The sequence below is a fragment of the Ectopseudomonas toyotomiensis genome (assembly GCF_900115695.1).
GTDB classification, from domain to species: Bacteria; Pseudomonadota; Gammaproteobacteria; order Pseudomonadales; family Pseudomonadaceae; genus Aquipseudomonas; species Aquipseudomonas toyotomiensis.
The window spans coordinates 48,324-66,760 of the sequence record NZ_FOXK01000001.1 but is presented as its reverse complement, the minus strand read 5'-3'; the positions used below and the strand labels follow the sequence as shown (position 1 = coordinate 66,760).

Below are 18,437 nucleotides of genomic sequence, written 5' to 3'. Positions count from 1 at the left end.
AAGCTGTCGTACCATCGCCGACTGACCCCGCCACGAGCCTTCGCGCATGTTCGAAATCCAGCCCATCGACCCCGCCTACTACCGCCAGCAGACCCGCCGCAGCACCGTGGTGATCGCGGTCATCTTCGTGGCGCTGGCCATGCTCTGCGCCACGCTGAGCACGCAGGCATTCGGCACGCCCGGTGGCGACAACTTCAAGTGGAACCTGCTCGGTGTGCTGGCGGGGCTCGGCCTGACCATTGCCCTGGTGCGCCAGCAACTCTGGTCGCGGCCATTCATGGCGCCGGCCGTCTACGGCTGGCGACTCAAGCGCAGCCTGATGCGCGTCACCAACGTCATGCATCACGTCAAGGCGGGTGTGGCGCAGGGCGATGACAGCGCGATGAAGCTGCTGCGCTTCTACCACTTGGGGGTGACTCAGATGCATCAGCTCGATGGCAACTCCAGCGAGCTGAGCCAGATGGTGCGCGAGATCGACAGCCATCGCGAGGCGATGGAGCAGCAGGGGCTGGACATCGAGCAGACGCGGCTCGACCTGGCTTGGCTGGAGCGGGTCAAAACGTTTAGCTGAACACTTCTTGTCGATCCAGGTTTGGAGTCACAATGACTTTAAAGTGGTCATTGTGACTTTATTTCCTTGTTGTCATTAGTACCTGTTTTTTCTTATCTATCTGTTTTTGATAGAGAAAATGCATGGCATGGAATCTGACTATCTCCGGGTGCAATACCCATTAAAGGAGACATCAGATGAAATCGATTGCCTTGCTTGCCCTTTCCCTCGGCCTCGCGGCCGCCAATGTTCTGCAGGCTGCCGAAGTGCTGGCCGAACGTGAAGAAAACTCGGTGGGTGCCGGTTTCGGTGGTTTGTCCGGCCTGATGCTGGGCGCCGCCGCGGGTGGCCCTGTCGGTGCGCTGGTCGGTGGCGCCGCCGGGCTCTGGTCGGGCGCACAGGTGCAGGCTGCCACGGGCAATAGTGGCACCGCCTATATGGTGCGCCACGAAGACGGTCGTGAGCAGTGTGTGCGCTCGCCCAAGGAGCGCTTCGCGCTGGGTCAGCAGGTGGAGATGAACGGCATCCGCCTGCAAGCGCAGTAAGTCGATCTCAGCGCGGCTCTTGGAAGCCGCGGCACTCATGCTCTTTTTGCTTCGAGGAACTTCATGAATACGAATTTTCAGGGTCGTCTGGCTGTCGTCACCGGGGCCAGCTCGGGTATCGGCCTGGCTGTATGTGATCTGTTGCTGCAGCGCGGCGCGCGCGTGCTGGCTTTTTCACGGCGTCTGGGCGCGTTGGAAGCGCTGCAGGCGTTGCATCCAGAACAGCTGCATTGGTGTGCGGGGGACGTCACCGATATCGACGCGCTGCATGGGCTGGCCGAGCGGGCGGGGCGGCTCGGGGCAGTCGACTATCTGGTGCCCAACGCCGGAATCGCGCGGCTGGCGCCGGGCTGCGACATGCAGGCGTTCGAGCAGCAGTGGCAGGTCAACGGCGCCGGTGCAATCAATACCTTTCAGGTGCTCAGGCCGCATCTGGCGCGTCCTGCGTCGGTGGTGTTCATCAGTACCTTTCTGCGGCAACTGGGGTTTGCCGGGCTCGGCGGTTACATCGCCAGCAAGGCGGCGCTCTCGGCGCTGGTACGTAGTCTGGCGCTGGAACATGCCGGCGATGGGCTGCGGCTCAATCTGGTTTCACCAGGGCCGACGGCGACACCGATCTGGAACAGTCTGGGCCTGGCCGACGATGCCTTGGCGGGCGTCGCCAGTGAGGTTGGCAAGCGCCTGGTCGACGGTGAGTTCCTTGATCCGCAGGCGATTGCCGAGGTGGTGCTGTTCCAGCTGAGCAATGGTGCACGCGGCGTCCACGGCCAGGATTGGGTGGTGGACAAGGGCTACACACTGCAATAAGTCAAGTCGGGGTGGCAGGGCTGCCGCCCCGATTCGGCGACATATCCACTGACATTTGGCGTGGTGCACGCCCGCCGCTTAAAGGTTTTTGAAAGGTTCGCCTCTTAGCCTCCGCACGCGCCTTTCGCGTGCCTTACAAGAAAAAGAGGAGAAAGCGGTTTGTTGACCCTGATTGGCCTGTTGACCATCTGCAGCCTGGTTGTGCTGCTGCTTATCGGGCGCATGTCGCCTGTTCTGCCATTGATCGTGGTGCCGTTGCTGGGCGCTCTGGCCGCGGGCTTTGGCCCGGAGGCGATTTCCGGTTTCTTCACCGATGGCATCGGCCGCGTGACGGCGATTGCCACCATGTTCGTGTTTGCCATCACCTTTTTTGGCGTACTGCAGGACACCGGGCTGTTCCGCCCGCTGATCGGTGGCATGGTCCGGCTTACCCGTGGCAACGTGATCGCGGTGACCGTCGCCACGGCGGTGATCGGCATGCTGGCGCATCTCGACGGCGCCGGCGCCACCACCTTCCTGCTCACCGTTCCCGCCTTGCTGCCGCTGTACAAGCAGTTGCGCATGAGCCCCTACCTGATGCTTCTGTTGCTGGCGCTGGGTGCCGGCATCTTCAACATGCTGCCCTGGGCCGGGCCGCTGGGTCGTGCCTCGGCGGTGACCGGTATCGAGGTCACCGAGCTGTGGCGTCCGCTGATCACCATTCAGGGCATCGGCGTGGTGCTGTTGATTGTCCTGGCGGCGCTGCTGGGCTGGCGTGAACAGCGCCGTATCGCTGCCGGCAAGAGCGGGGACGAAGGTGTGCTGGTGGAAACCAGCACTGACCTGCATGAGCCGAGTGCCGAGGAGCGTGAGCTGGAGCGCCCGCGTCTGCTCTGGGCCAACGCCACGCTGTTCCTGGCGGTGCTGGTTTCACTGTTCTCTGGCGTGTTGCCGGCTGGCTACATCTTCATGATCGGCCTGTGTCTGGCGCTGCTGATCAACTATCCGGGCGGCAAGGCGCAGATGCAGCGCATCTCGGCGCATGCCCCGGCTGCCCTGAGCATGGGCATGATCATCCTGGCAGCGGGCTCGATGCTTGGCATCTTCACCGGCACCGGCATGCTCACTTCCATTGCCCAGGACCTGGCGCAGGTGCTGCCGGCACCGCTGGTGGGGCAGATGCACATCGTGCTGGGGCTGTTCGGCCTGCCGATGGAGCTGATGCTGAGCACCGATGCCTACTACTTCGGGCTGCTGCCGGTGACGCTGGAAGTGGTCGGTGCCCAGGGCGTCGAGCCGGCCAGCGTGGTCTATGCGCTGACCATCGGCAACATCATCGGCACCTTCATCAGCCCGTTCTCGCCGGCACTGTGGCTGGCACTGGGTCTGGCCGGGCTGGACCTGGGCCGGCACATTCGCTACTCGCTGTGGTGGATGTGGGGCTTCTCGCTGGTGCTGTTCGGCGCGGCCTGGGGGCTTGGGTTGTTCTAGCGACGGTCTGCAGTGCATCTGACGCCCGGGCTTGCCCGGGCGTTTTGCGTCAGGACAACGGCCTGTTAGCTGATTTCCACCTGGTAACGGAAGCTCTCCGCCGCCGCACGTGACAGGCGATATTCCAGCGGCGTGCGGTCGTAGCCCAATGCGGTGCGTTCGATGACCACGCTCGGGCTGGTTTCGGCCACATCCAGAATGACAGCGAGCTCTGCATCGGCTGCGGAGACGGTAAGGGTTTCCTGGGCCGAGGCGATGCGCTGGCCGCAATGCTGCTCGTAGAAGGGATAGAGCAATTGCGGGAAGTCGTCGGGGGCGATATCCAGCAGAGCGCTGAAGCGCGAGGCGGGCAGCCAGATACGTTCATGGAACAGCGGGCGGCCTTCGATCAGGCGCAGGCGCTGGAGAAAGACGCAGGGCTCGTCTTGGCCCAGTTTCAGGGCCTGGCTGACGGCGGCGTCGGCAGGCACCTGACGGCAGTCGAGGACACGGCTTTGCGGCACCTGAGGCTGGCCGCTGGCGCTGACCTGACGAAAGAAGCGAAACAGCGAGCCGTCGAAGTTCGGCCGCCGCACGAAGGTGCCGCGGCCCTGGGCACGCAGCAGCAGGCCTTCTGCGACCAGGGTTTCCACCGCCTTGCGCACCGTTCCCACGGCCACGCCGTACTGGCGGGTCAACTCCGCTTCGGTGGGGATGGCTTCGCCGGGCAGCCATTCGCCTGCGGCGATCTTGCCCAGCATTTCGTCGCGTAACCGCTGATACAGCGGCAGGCGTTCGTCCTGTCCGAGAGCCGTGGTGCTCATAAACCTCACATCCGCAATTCGACCGGCCGTCACTTTACCACCGGGTAGCGCGTTGACAGCACTCAATCTCTATCTATACAGTCATCTATTCATATATATGACTACATGTCTTTATAAAAATAGCCGCTTCATGTGATCGGCTCGAACAAGAATCGACAGAGGTATCGCTTCGTGACGCCCATGCCTTATGCCGCAATCGCCGGCATCGACACCCACGCGCACATCTTTCGCCAGGACCTGCCCATGGTTCCCGGCCGCCGCTACAACCCCAGCTATGACGCTTCCGTGGAGCGGTACCTGGCCCACCTGGAGGCTTGCGGGCTGTCCCACGGCGTGCTGATCCAGCCCAGCTTTCTCGGCACCGACAACCGCTACATGCTCGAGGCGTTGCAGCGTTTCCCGGAGCGTTTGCGTGGCGTCGCGGTGGTCGACGCGCAGGTCAGCGATGCCGAGCTGGACGAATTGGCCGCCGCGGGTGTGGTGGGCATACGCCTGAACCTGATCGGCAAGGTGCTGGAGGACCACACGGGGCCGGCCTGGAACGGCCTGTTCCGCCGCCTGGCGCGACGCGGCTGGCAGGTGGAGATCCAGCGTGGTTTCGACGACCTGGCGCTGATCGTGCCGGCGATTCTCGAGTCAGGCGTCACCCTGGTGATCGATCATTTCGGCCTGCCGGCACCGAGCGTGCAGCTGGACGATCCGAAGCATGACGCTTTCTTCGATCTGCTCGGCCAGGCGCCGGTGTGGATCAAGCTGTCGGCGGCCTATCGCAGCCAGTCCGATCTGAGCCGTGCCCAGGCCATCGAGGCGCGTCTGCGTGAGGCCTGTGGTGGCGTCGGTCGCTTCCTCTGGGGCAGCGATTGGCCTAACACCCAGTTCGAGTCGCAGACCCGTTACGATCAGCAGTTCGCGCTGCTCGAGGCCCTGCTGCCCAACCCCGAGGAGCGCCGTCGCGTTCTGGTGGACAACCCCGCAACCCTGTTCGGTTTCGCCTCGGCGTAACCGTCGCTCACATCAGAACAACAAAAGGAATCAAATCATGATGAGCCTGCTCGTCGTCGCCGCGATCGTCCTCGCCGTCGCGTTGGGGTACACCACCAAGATCAACATCGGCCTGTTCGCCATTGCCTTCGCCTACCTGCTGGGCTGCTTCGGCATGGGTCTGAGCCCGGGCGACATCATCAACATGTGGCCGCTGAAGATTTTCTTCGTGATCTTCTCGGTCTGTCTGTTCTACAGCTTCGCCACCGTCAACGGCACCCTGGAAAAACTCGCCGGGCATCTGCTGTATCGCTGCCGTGGCGTGCCGCACCTGCTGCCCTATGCCATTTTGCTGACCTCGGGGGTGATCGCTGCCATGGGCGCCGGTTACTACACCGTGCTGGCCTTCATGGCGCCGCTGACCCTGCTGCTGTGCCAGCGTACCGGCATGAGCCTGATTCTCGGCGGCATGGCGGTGAACTATGGTGCGCTGGCCGGGGCCAACTTCGTTTCCAGTCAGAGCGGCATCATCTTCCGCGGCCTGATGACCGGTGCCGGCATGCCCGAGAGCGAGGCCTTCGTCAACGCCCTGGCGATCTTCGCCAGTACCGCGATCATTCCGGTTCTGGTGATTTCCGCCTTCGTCTTCCTCGGCGGCCATGGCCGCAACCTGAAGAATGCTGTGCTCGCCGCCGACCTGCCGGAGGCCTTCAATCGCGAGCAGAAACTGACCCTGCTGCTGACCCTGCTGATGATGGTGCTGGTACTCGCCGCACCGCTGGCGCTGCTGGCCTTCCCGGACAACGCCACGGTCAGGTTCATCAACAGCAAGGTGGACATCGGTCTGATCGCCAGCGTGTTCTCGGTGATCGCACTGCTGCTCAAGCTCGGTGATGAGCGCAAGGCCATCGCTTCCGTGCCCTGGGCCACGCTGATCATGATCTGCGGCGTCGGCATGCTGATTTCGATCGCGATCAAGGCCGGCACCATCGACGCCCTGGCGTCCTGGATCGGCGGCAACATCCCACCGTTGATGGTTCCGGTGGCCTTCGGTGTGGTGGCGGCACTGATGTCGATCTTCGCCAGCACCCTCGGTGTGGTGACGCCGGCACTGTTCCCCATGGTGCTGCCGCTGGCGGCTTCGATGTCGATCGATCCGATGATCATCTTCATCGCCATCGTGGTCGGTGCCCAGGCCACCTCGATCTCGCCGTTCTCCTCGGGTGGCAGCCTGCTGCTGGGCTCGTGCACCGATGACAAGGCGCGCTCGACGCTGTTCTCGCAACTGCTGCTACGCGCCGCGCCCATCGGCTTCGTCGCCGCCATGCTGTTCAACCTGGCGCTGACTTTCCTGTTCTGATGTAAAGGGTTCTTCGTATAGTTGGGGAAGGTGTGAGTTGATACCGGACTGGCAAGTTTCTGTGCGTATCGCTTACTGGCTTAGCACTATCCATTACCGCGTCTGCTGAACGTTTGGGTTGCGCCCCTTACGGGCGCCACACCTTTCTTGCTTGCCCAAGAAAGGTGTGCCAAAGAAGGGCACCCCGACATCCGGGTTTCGCTACGCGAAACTTCCCTCGCTCCGGCGCTGCTCCGGGGGCCGGCTTACATGGGCCATCCCTGGCCCATTAAGCCTTTCGCCGCATCCATGCGGCTCATCCCCCTGCGCAACACCTCCACTCGGCCTCCTGAAGGGGACCGGGCCGCGAGCTTGCGTAATCTTCGCAAAATTGAAATTAGCGGCGTCTGGCTTTTGCCTTTGCTCTTCAACTGCGATGGGACAGACGACGCCCAAGTCCCCTTCAGGAGGCCGAGTGGAATCGCCGTGGAAGGGGTTGAGCGACATGGATGTCGCGAGAGCTGCGATGGGCCAGGGATGGCCCTTCGCAGCGTGCCCCTGGAGCGGTGATGGAGCGAGGGAACCCCGGCGTAGCCGGGGCCGTATGCAGGGGTGTGTTTCTTTGCTTACTTTCTTTGCACAAGCAAAGAAAGTGAGTCGCCCGTAAGGGGCGAAACCCATCAGTCCAGGCGACGCGTTAACGGATAGTGCCAGCACCGAAAGAACACACATAGTTGCCAGTCCGGTGCCAAGCGTATCCCCCGCGAGAGTGCGAAGAACCTGAAAAAAGCCCCGAAATCGCGTGATGCCGGGGCTCTATCCCCGCAAGTCCGTATCGCTATTTCAGCCGATAACGCGCCAGTTCATCCGGGCCCAGCAGGCGCAAGCGTCCCGGCTCTAGCTGATAGATGTCTTCCGCCAGACGCACGTCGACGCCCATGTCGCGCAAGTAATTGGCCGGGCTGAACGACTGGCTGCCATGGGCGGCCTGTGCCAGTGCCGAGTCACCAGCGGGGAAGGGTGGTCGGCGCAGGGCAACGTGGCCGTTGATGGTTCGTTTGGTGCCAGCAGCGAGCAGGTAGATGCAACTGCCCTGGCACAGGCCGCCTGAAGGCACCAACGCCTCGAAGCCGGTTTCCCGTAGCAAGCGGCCCATGCGTATGGCCTCCGGGGCGCTGCCGCCGATGCTGTCGAGCAGCACGACCTTGCGCTTGTGCTTGCCCGGGTTGGCGCGCAAGCCCTGCAGCAATTTCTCGTAGTCGCCCGGAACTATCTCTTCGGAAATCTTCACCGCCAGCAGGCCGGCGTTTGCTTCGACTTCCACCTGTGCGTGGGCGGTCAGCGCGGTGAACAGGGTGGTAGCGACCAGGACGAATCGTAAACGCTGGGCAATCATCGGGCGGGTTACGCGATAGTGGTTCGGGAGGTAGACGATACCTGCCGGCGCACCATCTCGCATCTGTCAGATTGGTCCGTCTTTGTGCTGCACCTTCCAGGCCCAGGCGAACAGCAGCAGGCCGCCGATGGCGGTGGCTGCACCGATGTAGCCGGTGACCGTCCAGCCCATGCCGGCGCTGATGGCCAGGCCGCCGAGCCAGGGGCCCAGCGCGTTGGCGACGTTGAACGCGGCGTGATTGGACGCGGCGGCGAGTGTCTGCGCGCCGGTGGCGACGTCCATCAGATGGGTCTGCAGGGCCGGGCCGAGGGCGATCATCGTGCCGAGGGCGAAGATCGCCGGCAGGATCGTCCACAGGCTGTGCGCGGCGAATGGGAAGACCAGCAGCACCAGGGTGCTCCAGGCCAGAATCCAGGCCACGGCGCGCAGGCGCAGGCGGTCGAACAGCCAGCCGCCGGCACTGTTGCCGACGATGCAGCCGGCGCCGAACACGCCCATGGCCAGGGGAATCCAGCCGGGGCCGACCTGGGTAACGTGGAGCAGAGTCGGCGCCATGTAGCTGAATACGCAGAACATCCCGGCGAAACCGATCGAGCCGATGCCCAGCGCCAGCCAGATCGGCGCGCGGTTGAAGGCGCGCAGTTCGCCCGAGGGGCTGCTGCGTTGCTCGTGCGGGTCGGCGGGGAGGAAGATCGCCACCATGGCGATGGTGGTGATGGCGATGATGCCGACCAGGGCGAAAGCGTAGCGCCAGCTCATGAACTGGCCGAGCCAGGTGGCCAACGGGTTGCCGATCAGGATGGCCACGGTCAGGCCGGCCAGCACCCGGCTCACTGCCTTGGCGCGCTTGTGCGGGGGCGCCATGGAGGCGGCCACCAGCATGGCGATGCCGAAGTAGGCGCCATGCGGCAGGCCGGCGATGAAGCGGAAGATCAGCAGCGGCTCGTAGCTCGGTGCCAGAGCGCTGGCGAAGTTGCCGAGGGCGAAGCAGCCCATCAGCAGCAGAAGCAGGATGCGCCTTGGCAGGCGGGCGCCGAGCAGGGCCAGCAGCGGCGCACCGACCACCACGCCGAGGGCATAGGCGCTGATCACATGGCCGACCTGCGGCTCGCTGACGCCAAGATCGGCGGCGACGTTGGGCATCAGGCCCATGATGGCGAACTCGCCGGTGCCGATGGCGAAGCCGCCGAGGGCCAGGGCGAGTTGAATGAGAAGGATCGCGCCCGGCGACAGACTCGTCGCGGCGTCGGATGCAGAACTGTTCATGAGAGACCTGGAAGGGCGAGAAGCAAGCGCGCAATTATAATCTCCGAGCGCCTTGCTTGGGTATTGGCCAGCGCTCTATTTCGGGCTTGGAGATGGATGGCCGGAGTCGTTCAGGGCCTTCACGTAGTCGACGAAGGCACGCAGCGGCGCCGGTACGTGACGCCTGCTGTGGTAGTACAGGTACGGCCCGTCGAAGTGCTGCCACCAGTCCTGCATGAAGGGTTGCAGCTGGCCGCTGGCGAGGTGCGCCGCGATGTACTCCTCGAAGGTGTAGAGAATGCCGTGACCGGCGCAGGCTGCAGCGATCAACAGATCCTGCGACGAGCTGACCAGGCGGCCCTCGGGGGCGATACGCAGGGTGCGTCCCTCCTGTTCGAACTCCCACACGCCGAGCTTGCCGCTGGCGAAGCGGTAGCCGAGCAGGCGATGTTCGCTCAGTTCGCTGGGGTGTTGCGGCGTGCCATGGCGCTGCAGGTAGCTGGGCGCCGCCACTGCCATGAAACACTGCCGGCGTGGCCCGATGGGGATGGCGATCATGTCCTTGGCCAGGCTTTCCTCGTAGCGAATACCGGCGTCGTAACCGGCGCCGATCACGTCGATGAAGGTATTGTCCATGTTCACTTCCAGCGCGATGCCAGGGTAGCGAGCGAGAAAACCGTCCAGCAGCTGCGGCAGGATGTGCCGCGCGATCACGCCGGGCACATGCAGGCGCAGTGAGCCGACCGGGTTCTGTGGATCTTCCTGCAGGTCGTTGAGCGCCGTGTTGATCTCGTCCAGCGCGGGGCGCAGGCGCTCCAGCAGGCGTGCGCCGATTTCCGTCGGCGTCAGGCCGCGGGTGGTGCGGTTGAGCAGGCGCACGTCCAGTTCCTTTTCCAGGCGGCGCACGCAATCGCTCAGCGACGAGGCCGACATGCCGCGGCGTTGCGCTGCGACGCGAAAGCCACCGGCCTCGACCACGGCAGCGAACAGAGCGACGTCGGATAGATTTGGTTGGCGCATGGGCGTCGACTGGGTGATGGCGAAGGGTCCGATAATGCGGCGCAGCGGCCGCTTTGCCAATCCTGAGGGGCGCATGCAGGGATGTAGCCCGGATGAAATCCGGGAATGTAGATCCATGACTCCGGATTGCATCCGGGCTAGGTTTTGCGTCCGCGAAACACCTGGTAACTGTCCGCCTGACCGTATGCGCTGTTCGGCTTTGGACGGCTTATCGTACGCGTCGTCTGCCCGCACTCTATGTCCTGTACGTGCGCCTGGTCTGGCGCATCGAGTCAACGGACACGAGGAATCAGCCGATGGACAAGAAGAATGCTGTGGGGCGAGGCCATTCGCGTCGTGATGCCCTGAAACTGTTTGGCGCCGTGGGCGGTAGCCTGGCCTTGCAAGGAGTGTTGGGCGGGATGCCGACATTCGCCTGGGCCAGTCCCACACCGGGGTGGCAGGCGAGCGACATGCCGGCGCTGACCGGCAAGCGCATGCTGGTCACCGGCGGCACCAGTGGTATGGGCTTCGAGGACGCCCTGGCCCTGAGCGGGGCTGGGGCGCAGGTGATCATCGCCGCGCGCAATGCACAGCGCGGCGCCGAGACTATCGAACGTATTCGTGCTCAGGTACCCGATGCGCGGGTGCGTTTCGAACAGCTGGATCTGGCCGACCTGGCTTCGGTACGCAGCCTGGCCCAGCGCCTGAACGCCGAAGGCGAGGTGTTGGATGTGCTGATCAACAACGCCGCGATCATGGCGCCGCCTCAGCGCGGCGTATCTCGCGATGGTTTCGAGATGCAGCTGGCAACCAACTTCCTCGGCCATTTCGCGCTCACTGGCTTGCTCCTGCCATCACTGCGCAAATCGCCCGACCCGCGCGTGGTGACGCTGGCGAGCATCGCCGTGAACCGTGGCCGTATCAACTTCGATGACCTGCAGTCGGAGAACAACTACAACCCCTACGCCGCCTATGCGCAGTCGAAGCTGGCCTGTCTGATGATGGCCTTCGAGCTGCAGCGGCGCAGCCTGGCCAATGGCTGGGGCGTGCGCAGCGTCGCCGCGCACCCTGGCGTCGCCGTTACCGAGCTGGTCGAGCGCGGGCCAGGACTGCAAAGCGAGTTCGCTCAGCAGTGGGCGAAGGATCGCGATGTCTATCACTCGGCGGCGCAGGGTGCGCTGTCGTCGCTGTTCGCGGCGACGGCTGCCGAGGCCGAGGGCGGGCGCTACTACGGGCCGACCGGCGAAGAGGAAAAACGCGGCCCTTTGGGGCTGGCCAAGGTGCCGGAGGCTGCGGCGGATGCCGATGATGCGGCGCGCCTGTGGTCGGTGGCCGAGCGCCTGACGGGCGTCAGGTACGGCTGAGTCATGCCGGCGCGCTGTACCGGCGCGCCCTTTCGAGGAATTTCGCATGTCATCGTCAACGATGGCGCAGCGCGTGGCCGTGGCCATCAACGCGCAGCGCAATGAGCTGTGGCCGGCGCTGGCCGGTTTCACCCTGTTCTTCTGCCTGTTCTCGGGCTATTTCATGCTGCGGCCGATCCGCGAGGCGATGGGCATCGTCTCGGGGGTGGAGAACCTGCAATGGCTGTTCACCGCCACCTTCGTGGTGATGCTGATCGCGGTGCCGTTGTTCGCCTGGCTGAGTTCGCGGGTGCCGCGGATTCACTTCATCGACTGGGTGTATGGTTTCTTCACCCTGAATCTGGCGTTGTTTGCCCTGTTGTTCTTCAGTGCTGAAGAGAGTGTGTGGCTGGCGCGCAGCTTCTACGTGTGGATTTCGGTCTATAACCTGTTCGTCGTCTCGGTGGCCTGGAGCCTGATGGCTGACGTGTTCGACAGTGAACAGGCCAAGCGCCTGTTCGCCTTCATCGCCGCCGGTGCCAGCGTTGGCGGCCTGGTCGGCCCGGCGTTGAGTGCCTTGCTGGTGAGTACGCTGGGGCAGAGTGGGCTGATTCTGCTGGCTGCAGTGCTGCTGGCCGTGGCGCTGTCGCTCAAGCAGGTGCTGATGCGCTGGCGCGAGGAGGGTGGCGCGGGGCGTGCCGGTGCCGTGCGGGCGGAAAGCCCGCGGCGCCCGGTGCCGGGCAATCCGTTCAGTGGCCTGATGCGCGTGCTGTCTTCGCCCTACCTGTTTGGCATCGCCGGTTTCGTTATCCTGCTGGCGACGGCCAGTACCTTTCTCTATTTCGAACAGGCCCGCCTGGTGGCCGAGCTGTTCCCGGATCGCGCCGCGCAGGTTCGGGTGTTCGGCGTGATCGACTTCGTGGTGCAGGCCGGCGCGCTGATTGCCCAGTTGTTCATCACTGGGCGTGTCGCGCGACGTATGGGCGTGCGGGTGTTGCTGGCCTGCGTGCCGCTGCTGGTGTGTGTCGGCTTCATCGGTCTGGCATTGATGCCGACCTTCGCCATGCTGGCGGCGCTGATGATCGTGCGCCGTATCGGTGAATACGCCTTCGTGCGGCCAGGACGGGAAATGCTCTTCGCGCCGCTGGATGCCGAGAGCAAGTACAAGGCGAAGAACTTCATCGACACGGTGGTCTATCGCGCGGGCGATGCCATGAGTGGCTGGCTCAAGAGCCTGCTCGACATGCTGGCTCAGGGCGCCTGGCTGGTGGCATTGGTGGGCGCTGCCTGTGCGGCGCTGTGGGGATTGCTCGGTTGGTACCTCGGCGGGCAGGCCGATCAGCGTAGTGCCGAGCAGCAGTTGGCGGCGACCAGCTAGCTCAGTGCAACTCTGCCTTTGCAGCGATACGGGAGTCGGTGGTCGACTCCCGTAACAACCCCATCAATCTCGTGCGGGGATGGTCAGGCCGCGTTGCACTGCCGGGCGGGCGAGGAAGGCATCGAGTACGCGGCGCACGTTGGCGAAGCGTTCGAACTGCACCAGGTCACCGGCCTTGTAGAAGTCCACCAGGCAGCGCACCCAGGGCAGCACGGCGATATCGGCAATGCTGTACTCGCCCATGATCCAGTCGCGGCCTTGCAGGCGCTGATCGAGTACGCCAAGCAGGCGTGCGGATTCGGCCACGTAGCGGTCACGCGGGCGTTTGTCCTCGTACTCGGCACCAGCAAATTTGTGGAAGAAACCGAGCTGGCCGAACATCGGTCCCAGGCCGCCCATCTGCCACATCAGCCATTGAATCGTCTCGTAGCGGGCAGCGGCGTCCTGTGGCAGCAGCTTGCCGGTCTTTTCCGCGAGGTAGATCAGAATTGCCCCGGACTCGAACAGCGCCAGCGGATGGCCATTGGGTCCATCGGGATCGAGGATGGCGGGAATCTTGTTGTTCGGCGCCAGCGAGAGAAACTCGGGGCTGAATTGATCGTCGCTGGCAAAGTCGACCAGGTGAGGTTCGTAGGGTAGGCCGATTTCTTCCAGCATGATCGAGGCCTTGACGCCGTTGGGCGTGGGCAGCGAGTAAAGCTGCAGGCGCTCGGGATGCTGGGCGGGCCATTTACGGGTGATGTGAAAGGGGCTGAGGTCGGTCATGTGGAGTTCCATGTCGAATGGGCCTAAGAGCCTGTTCACGATCTGCTGCGCGTCGGTGCTACTGCGTTAAAAACAAGCTCTAGCTCGCGAGATCCTGAACAGCCTCTACGAAAGGGGCGATCAGAACACGAGTGGCAGGGGGGCAGGAAATCGATCCAGTTGCTAGTAGTCATCGACTCGAGCAATCCTGCCTGGTTCCATGCGTGCGAGCGAGGCGGTATGGTGGGTTTTTCATCCACCCGGCACGGAACCCATCGGCATGAGCCTGCACGGTACTTACGATTCCCAGAACATCTTCGCCCTTATCATTCGTGGCGACTTGCCCTGCTACAAACTCTACGAGGACGACGATGTGCTGGCCTTCCTCGATCTATTCCCGCAATCCAGGGGCCACAGCCTGGTGATCCCCAAGCGCGCTGCTGCGCGCAATATTCTGGAAATCGACGACGCTAGCCTGGCCAAGGTCATGGCCGTGGTGAAGAAGGTCACCCAGGCAGTCGTCGACGAACTGCAACCCGCTGGTGTGCAGGTGGCACAGTTCAACGGCGCGCCTGCCGGGCAGACGGTGTTTCATATCCACATGCACGTGATCCCGCGCTTCGAGGGCGAGGGGCTGGGTATTCACGCGGCCACCAAGGCCGACCCGGCCGAGCTGGAAGCGCTGCAGGCACGTCTGGTCAAACGCCTGCAGGGCTGAAGCGGTATTGCCCCGGACGAGTGACTCGGCCGGGGCATCAGGCAACCTGTGGGTTAGCCGTTCTGGTTGCTCAGCCCGCCCCACTCCACGAAACGCACGGCGTGCACTTCGCCCTGGCTGTCGCGGTAGACCATGACGCTGGGCACTACACCGCTCTTGCGGCTGTTGTCGGTGCGCTGCAGAACCTGGTCGATGTCCAGCTGCATGCCGTACTGGTATTCCTGCACTTCCACTTTGGTGCTGGCAGGTGCTTTCTCGCTGGCGAAGGCCATGGGGGCGAAAGCGGCGAGGAGGGTGGCGTTGAGGGCTGCGAATTTCATCTGGGTAGTCTCCGATCAGTTGCGCCGACTCAGGTGGCGTTGGGTTCGAGAGAGATGAAAACACCGCGCCCTTCATTGCAGAAATCGATGCTTGTGCTAGCGAAAATCGCTGTCATCGATATCTTGCCCACAGGCTCGCCAAGCCCAATACTCAGGCGGCATTCATCTGCCCACGGAGGGCTTCATGCGCTCGATCCTCATCGCTCTACCGCTGTTGCTGCTGGCCGGTTGTTCATCGTTTCGGGGCGACCCCGAGCACATCAAACCGGTACCGGAAGATCGCCTGCTGGCCTTTCAGGAGGCGCAGGCGAACAGTGCGCAGATCGTGGTCAATCGCGACTTCGGGGTGATGGGAGGCGGCTGCTTCGTGGCCATCGAGGTGGATCGCAAGGTCGCTGCACGCATCGGCGTCGGCGAGGTCGCGACCTTCCAGGTGCCGCCCGGCACGCGCGTGGTCGGCATCACCCCAGACCGCATGGACGACACCCTGTGCGGCATGGGCCGCCTGCTGCGGGAGGTGGCAGTGCCGGTGAAAAGTGGGGAGATCCAGCACCTGCGCATCGTCAGCCAGAACAAGGGTGGCTTCGATATCCGCCCGGACAAGCCCTGATTCGGTGAGAGCGGTTGCGGGTCGGTGACCCTGCGCAAATGCTTCACTGACGATCAACCTCATCGGCCAGCAGCGTTTCCAGCCAGTTCATGAAGGCGCGCACCCGTCGCGGCAGATGACGCCCGTGCGGGTGCAGCAGATGCACCGGCATGGGCGGCGCGACCCAATCGTCCAGCAAGCGACACAGACTCCCACTCTGCAAATGTGTGCGCATGCCGATCAGCGGCGCTTGGATGATGCCCAGACCGCCGATGCAGGCCCCGTGGTACGCGTCGATATTGTTCACCGTTATCCGGCCACTCATGGGCAATTGCTGCAGCTTGCCGTCACGTTGATATTCGAAACCGTCTGGGCGTGTGCCAAAGGCGGTCACGTAGTGGATCAGGCTGTGCCCGCTGAGGTCGTCCAGGTTTTCGGGCGTTCCATGCTCGGCCAGATAAGCCGGGCTGGCACAGTTGACCATGGACAGCTGGCCCAGTGGTCGCGCTACCAGGCTATCGTCGTCGATGGCGCCAATGCGCAGCACGCAATCGAAACCTTCGCGCAGTGGGTCTACGCGGCGGTCACTGCAGCCTAGTTCGATCTCCAATGCCGGATGTTGCGCGAGAAATTCATCCAGACGTGGCGCCACCAGACGCCTGGCTATTTCCGTTGGCATATCCACTCGCAGGCGCCCGCTCAGTGCGCCGGCATCCTGGCGGAACAGGTTCTCCAGCTCGTCCATCTGTGCCAGCACTTCACGGGCGCGTTCGTACAGCGCCTGGCCGTCCTGGGTCGGACGCACCCGTCGGGTGGTGCGGTGCAACAGACGGGCATCGACCAGGCGTTCCAGGTCACGCACCTGTTCAGACACCGTCGAGCGCGGCAAGCCCAGACTTTCGGCGGCCTGGGTAAAACTGCTCAGTTCGGTGACACGTTGAAAGGTACGCAGCAGCTCCAGCTTGTTCATGATGGCGGCCCATATTGTTCGCTCGTGGCGATCAGTATTTCCGGTTTTTCTGGATTTATCAGTATTTGATCGATCAATAACCTGTGATTGAACTTCATCACCCATCACAGGAGATTCACCATGACTCGCAAAATCGCACTCATCACAGGCGCCAGCCGTGGCCTCGGCCGCAGTGCGGCTAAACATCTGGCTGCTCAAGGCGTGGATATCATAGGCACCTATCGCAGCCAGGCGGATGACGCGCAGCAGTTGGCCCACGAGATCGAAGCGCAGGGTGGCCGAGCGCTGATGCTGCAATTGGATGTCAGCGACAGCAGCAGCTTTGCCGCATTCGCCGAACGTGTGGCGGTTGGTTTGCGTGAGACCTTCGCGGCTGAGCGTTTCGATTTCCTGATCAATAACGCCGGTATCGGCATCCATGCCGCCTTCAGCGAAACCACTGAGCAGCAGTTCGACGAACTGATGAACATCCAGCTCAAGGGCCCATTCTTTCTCACCCAGCGCCTGCTGCCGCTGATGGTCGACGGCGGCCGGATCATCAATGTCTCTACCGGCTTGGCCCGTTTCAGCTTGCCGGGTTACAGCGCCTATGCGGCGATGAAAGGCGGCGTCGAAGTGTGGACGCGCTATCTGGCCAAGGAACTGGGTCCGCGCGGCATAAGCGTGAATGTACTGGCTCCCGGCGCCATCGAGACCGACTTCGGCCATGGCGTGGTCCGCGACAATGCTGAGGTCAATGCCTTTATCGCCGGCAATACGGCGCTGGGGCGAGTCGGTTTGCCCGATGATATCGGCGCAGCCTTCGCGCTGTTGCTTAGCGATGCTGGCCGCTGGATCAATGGCCAGCGTATCGAGGCGTCAGGCGGGATGTTCCTCTGAGAGCCTGAGCGGCAGTTCCCGACGGCACCGGCTGTGGCGGTTAGAATCTCTGAGCCAGAACAGGGAGATAAGCCGCAATGGGATTACCGATAGCGATAGTGGGAGCGGGTACAGCCGGCCTGGCCAGTGCCATATTCCTCGCCCGCCAGGGTTACGCGGTGCGTTTGTTGGAGCGTGTCGAACAGCTGCAGCCGGTGGGCGCCGGCATCCTCTTGCAGCCTTCCGGTCTGGCTGTGCTGCAGCGTCTGGGCCTGCTGGCCGAATGCACCGCGTTGGGTGCGCCGGTCAGCCGCCTGTGCGGCACCAGCTGTCAGGGCCGGGTGATCCTCGACACCCGTTATCACGACTGGCAGCCGGGTAGTTTCGGCCTTGGCATTCACCGCGGCGTGTTGATGACGGCATTGCTCAATGCCGCGCAGCGTAACGGTGTGCAGGTGGAAACCGGTGTGGCGGTGAGCCGCTTCGAGCAGGCCAGCGGCCATGTTCGCCTGCTGCAGGAGCAGGCGGGTGGCGGTGAACAACCGCTGGGTGATTTCGCCGCGCTGATCCTGGCCGATGGCACACGTTCGACCCTGCGTGCGCAGATGCAGGTGCGTCAGTGGTCGCGCCCCTATCCCTGGGGCGCTCTATGGAGCATGTTGCCAACTTCGCCTGCGACCGAGTCCGGCGAGCTGCGCCAGTGGTACCGCGGCTGCCGCGAGATGTTCGGGCTGATGCCGACCGGCTGCACCCATCAGGCACGCGAGACCTCGCTGACCAGCCTGTTCTGGAGCCTGCCGCTCAGTGAACATGATGCGTGGCGCAAGAATGGCCTGGAGGCCTGGAAAACCCGCGTGCGCAACCTCGCCGGCGAGGCTTCAGAGGCCTATCTGCAGCAGATCGATGATCCCGCGCAACTGACCCTGGCGGCCTATGCCGACGTGCGCATGCAGCGCTGGAACGATGGTCGCGTGCTGGCCATCGGTGATTGCGCCCACGCCATGAGCCCGCAACTGGGGCAGGGCGCCAATATGGCGCTGGTCGACGCCGCTGCACTGGCCGATGCGCTCGGCAATGCCGGTGACGAGCATCAGCACACGCTCGACTGGAACGCCATCTTCACCCGCTACGGTGATACGCGCCGTGATCACCTGCGCTACTACCGCCAGGCCAGCCGCTTGCTGACGCCGCTGTTCCAGTCCAACAGCAACGCCCTGGCGGTGTTGCGCGATATTGCCCTGATGTTGGCTCGGCACAACCGTTTCGGCCGCCAGCATGCCGTCAGCACCCTGGTCGGTGCACGCGGCGGCTGGCTATGGTCGGGGGCGCAGAAGCGCGAGCTGCATGCCTGGAAGGGTGAGCGCGAGGCGTGGGAGTAG

The 18,437-nt window shown here is 63.6% G+C and carries 19 protein-coding genes; 12 read left to right on the top strand and 7 right to left on the bottom strand.

Annotated features, from left to right (window positions below; all coding sequences use genetic code 11):
* Positions 1-46: 46 nt before the first annotated feature.
* The 4 genes from BM186_RS00360 to BM186_RS00345 all read left to right on the top strand — a co-directional run bounded on the left by BM186_RS00360 (position 47) and on the right by BM186_RS00345 (position 3,372).
* Positions 47-571, top strand: coding sequence for a DUF3087 domain-containing protein (locus BM186_RS00360; protein WP_074912940.1), 525 nt, complete (start codon positions 47-49; stop codon positions 569-571).
* A gap of 176 nt (positions 572-747) precedes the next feature.
* Positions 748-1,095, top strand: coding sequence for a hypothetical protein (locus tag BM186_RS00355; protein ID WP_074912938.1), 348 nt, complete (start codon positions 748-750; stop codon positions 1,093-1,095).
* 63 nt (positions 1,096-1,158) lie between these two features.
* The gene (locus BM186_RS00350; RefSeq protein WP_017677706.1) at positions 1,159-1,902 is read left to right on the top strand and encodes an SDR family NAD(P)-dependent oxidoreductase; all 744 of its coding nucleotides are present in this window, start codon (positions 1,159-1,161) and stop codon (positions 1,900-1,902) included.
* 159 nt (positions 1,903-2,061) lie between these two features.
* A complete protein-coding gene (locus BM186_RS00345; protein ID WP_074912936.1) occupies positions 2,062-3,372 on the top strand; it encodes a CitMHS family transporter in 1,311 nt (436 codons plus the stop codon).
* 65 nt (positions 3,373-3,437) lie between these two features.
* On the opposite strand, the gene BM186_RS00340 is transcribed toward BM186_RS00345, so the two are convergent.
* Complete coding sequence (locus BM186_RS00340) at positions 3,438-4,175, bottom strand: GntR family transcriptional regulator (RefSeq protein ID WP_074912934.1); 738 nt, start codon at positions 4,173-4,175, stop codon at positions 3,438-3,440.
* A 180-nt stretch (positions 4,176-4,355) separates the two neighbouring features.
* On the opposite strand from BM186_RS00340, the gene BM186_RS00335 reads away from it, so the two are divergent.
* Together BM186_RS00335 and BM186_RS00330 are read left to right on the top strand one after the other, a co-directional pair.
* Positions 4,356-5,177 (top strand): amidohydrolase family protein, encoded by an 822-nt coding sequence (locus tag BM186_RS00335; RefSeq protein ID WP_174892469.1) that lies wholly within the window; start codon positions 4,356-4,358, stop codon positions 5,175-5,177.
* 37 nt (positions 5,178-5,214) lie between these two features.
* The gene (locus BM186_RS00330; RefSeq protein WP_074912930.1) at positions 5,215-6,516 is read left to right on the top strand and encodes an SLC13 family permease; all 1,302 of its coding nucleotides are present in this window, start codon (positions 5,215-5,217) and stop codon (positions 6,514-6,516) included.
* 817 nt (positions 6,517-7,333) lie between these two features.
* Here BM186_RS00330 and BM186_RS00325 read toward each other — a convergent pair.
* From BM186_RS00325 to BM186_RS00315, 3 genes are all read right to left on the bottom strand, one after another.
* The gene (locus BM186_RS00325) at positions 7,334-7,891 is read right to left on the bottom strand and encodes a COG3904 family protein (RefSeq protein ID WP_074913511.1); all 558 of its coding nucleotides are present in this window, start codon (positions 7,889-7,891) and stop codon (positions 7,334-7,336) included.
* Positions 7,892-7,957: 66 nt separating this feature from the next.
* A complete protein-coding gene (locus BM186_RS00320) occupies positions 7,958-9,157 on the bottom strand; it encodes an MFS transporter (protein WP_074912919.1) in 1,200 nt (399 codons plus the stop codon).
* Between the two features lie 75 nt (positions 9,158-9,232).
* Positions 9,233-10,156: a LysR family transcriptional regulator gene (locus BM186_RS00315; RefSeq protein WP_074913510.1), complete on the bottom strand. Its 924-nt coding sequence runs from the start codon at positions 10,154-10,156 to the stop codon at positions 9,233-9,235.
* A gap of 296 nt (positions 10,157-10,452) precedes the next feature.
* On the opposite strand from BM186_RS00315, the gene BM186_RS00310 reads away from it, so the two are divergent.
* Positions 10,453-11,502 carry an SDR family oxidoreductase gene (locus BM186_RS00310; RefSeq protein WP_074912918.1) on the top strand — a complete coding sequence of 350 codons (1,050 nt, stop codon included), beginning with the start codon at positions 10,453-10,455 and terminating at the stop codon, positions 11,500-11,502.
* A 46-nt stretch (positions 11,503-11,548) separates the two neighbouring features.
* Positions 11,549-12,859: an NTP/NDP exchange transporter gene (locus BM186_RS00305; protein WP_074912916.1), complete on the top strand. Its 1,311-nt coding sequence runs from the start codon at positions 11,549-11,551 to the stop codon at positions 12,857-12,859.
* A gap of 63 nt (positions 12,860-12,922) precedes the next feature.
* Here the strand turns inward: BM186_RS00305 and BM186_RS00300 are convergent, their stop codons facing one another.
* Positions 12,923-13,624 (bottom strand): glutathione S-transferase N-terminal domain-containing protein, encoded by a 702-nt coding sequence (locus BM186_RS00300; protein WP_064494418.1) that lies wholly within the window; start codon positions 13,622-13,624, stop codon positions 12,923-12,925.
* 259 nt (positions 13,625-13,883) lie between these two features.
* Here BM186_RS00300 and BM186_RS00295 point away from each other — a divergent pair, with 259 nt between their 5' ends.
* On the top strand, positions 13,884-14,321 hold the full coding sequence (locus BM186_RS00295) for an HIT family protein (RefSeq protein WP_017677695.1): 438 nt from the start codon (positions 13,884-13,886) through the stop codon (positions 14,319-14,321).
* A 53-nt stretch (positions 14,322-14,374) separates the two neighbouring features.
* Here the strand turns inward: BM186_RS00295 and BM186_RS00290 are convergent, their stop codons facing one another.
* Positions 14,375-14,641 carry a DUF2790 domain-containing protein gene (locus tag BM186_RS00290; protein WP_059391847.1) on the bottom strand — a complete coding sequence of 89 codons (267 nt, stop codon included), beginning with the start codon at positions 14,639-14,641 and terminating at the stop codon, positions 14,375-14,377.
* Between the two features lie 184 nt (positions 14,642-14,825).
* On the opposite strand from BM186_RS00290, the gene BM186_RS00285 reads away from it, so the two are divergent.
* Entirely contained in the window at positions 14,826-15,251 is a 426-nt protein-coding gene (locus BM186_RS00285) for a 3-isopropylmalate dehydratase (protein ID WP_045734523.1), read from the top strand.
* A gap of 43 nt (positions 15,252-15,294) precedes the next feature.
* Here the strand turns inward: BM186_RS00285 and BM186_RS00280 are convergent, their stop codons facing one another.
* Positions 15,295-16,200, bottom strand: a complete 906-nt coding sequence (locus BM186_RS00280; protein WP_017677692.1) for a LysR family transcriptional regulator — start codon at positions 16,198-16,200, stop codon at positions 15,295-15,297.
* Between the two features lie 120 nt (positions 16,201-16,320).
* Here BM186_RS00280 and BM186_RS00275 point away from each other — a divergent pair, with 120 nt between their 5' ends.
* Positions 16,321-17,079, top strand: coding sequence for an SDR family NAD(P)-dependent oxidoreductase (locus tag BM186_RS00275; protein ID WP_017677691.1), 759 nt, complete (start codon positions 16,321-16,323; stop codon positions 17,077-17,079).
* Positions 17,080-17,156: 77 nt separating this feature from the next.
* Positions 17,157-18,437, top strand: a complete 1,281-nt coding sequence (locus BM186_RS00270) for an FAD-dependent oxidoreductase (protein WP_074912914.1) — start codon at positions 17,157-17,159, stop codon at positions 18,435-18,437.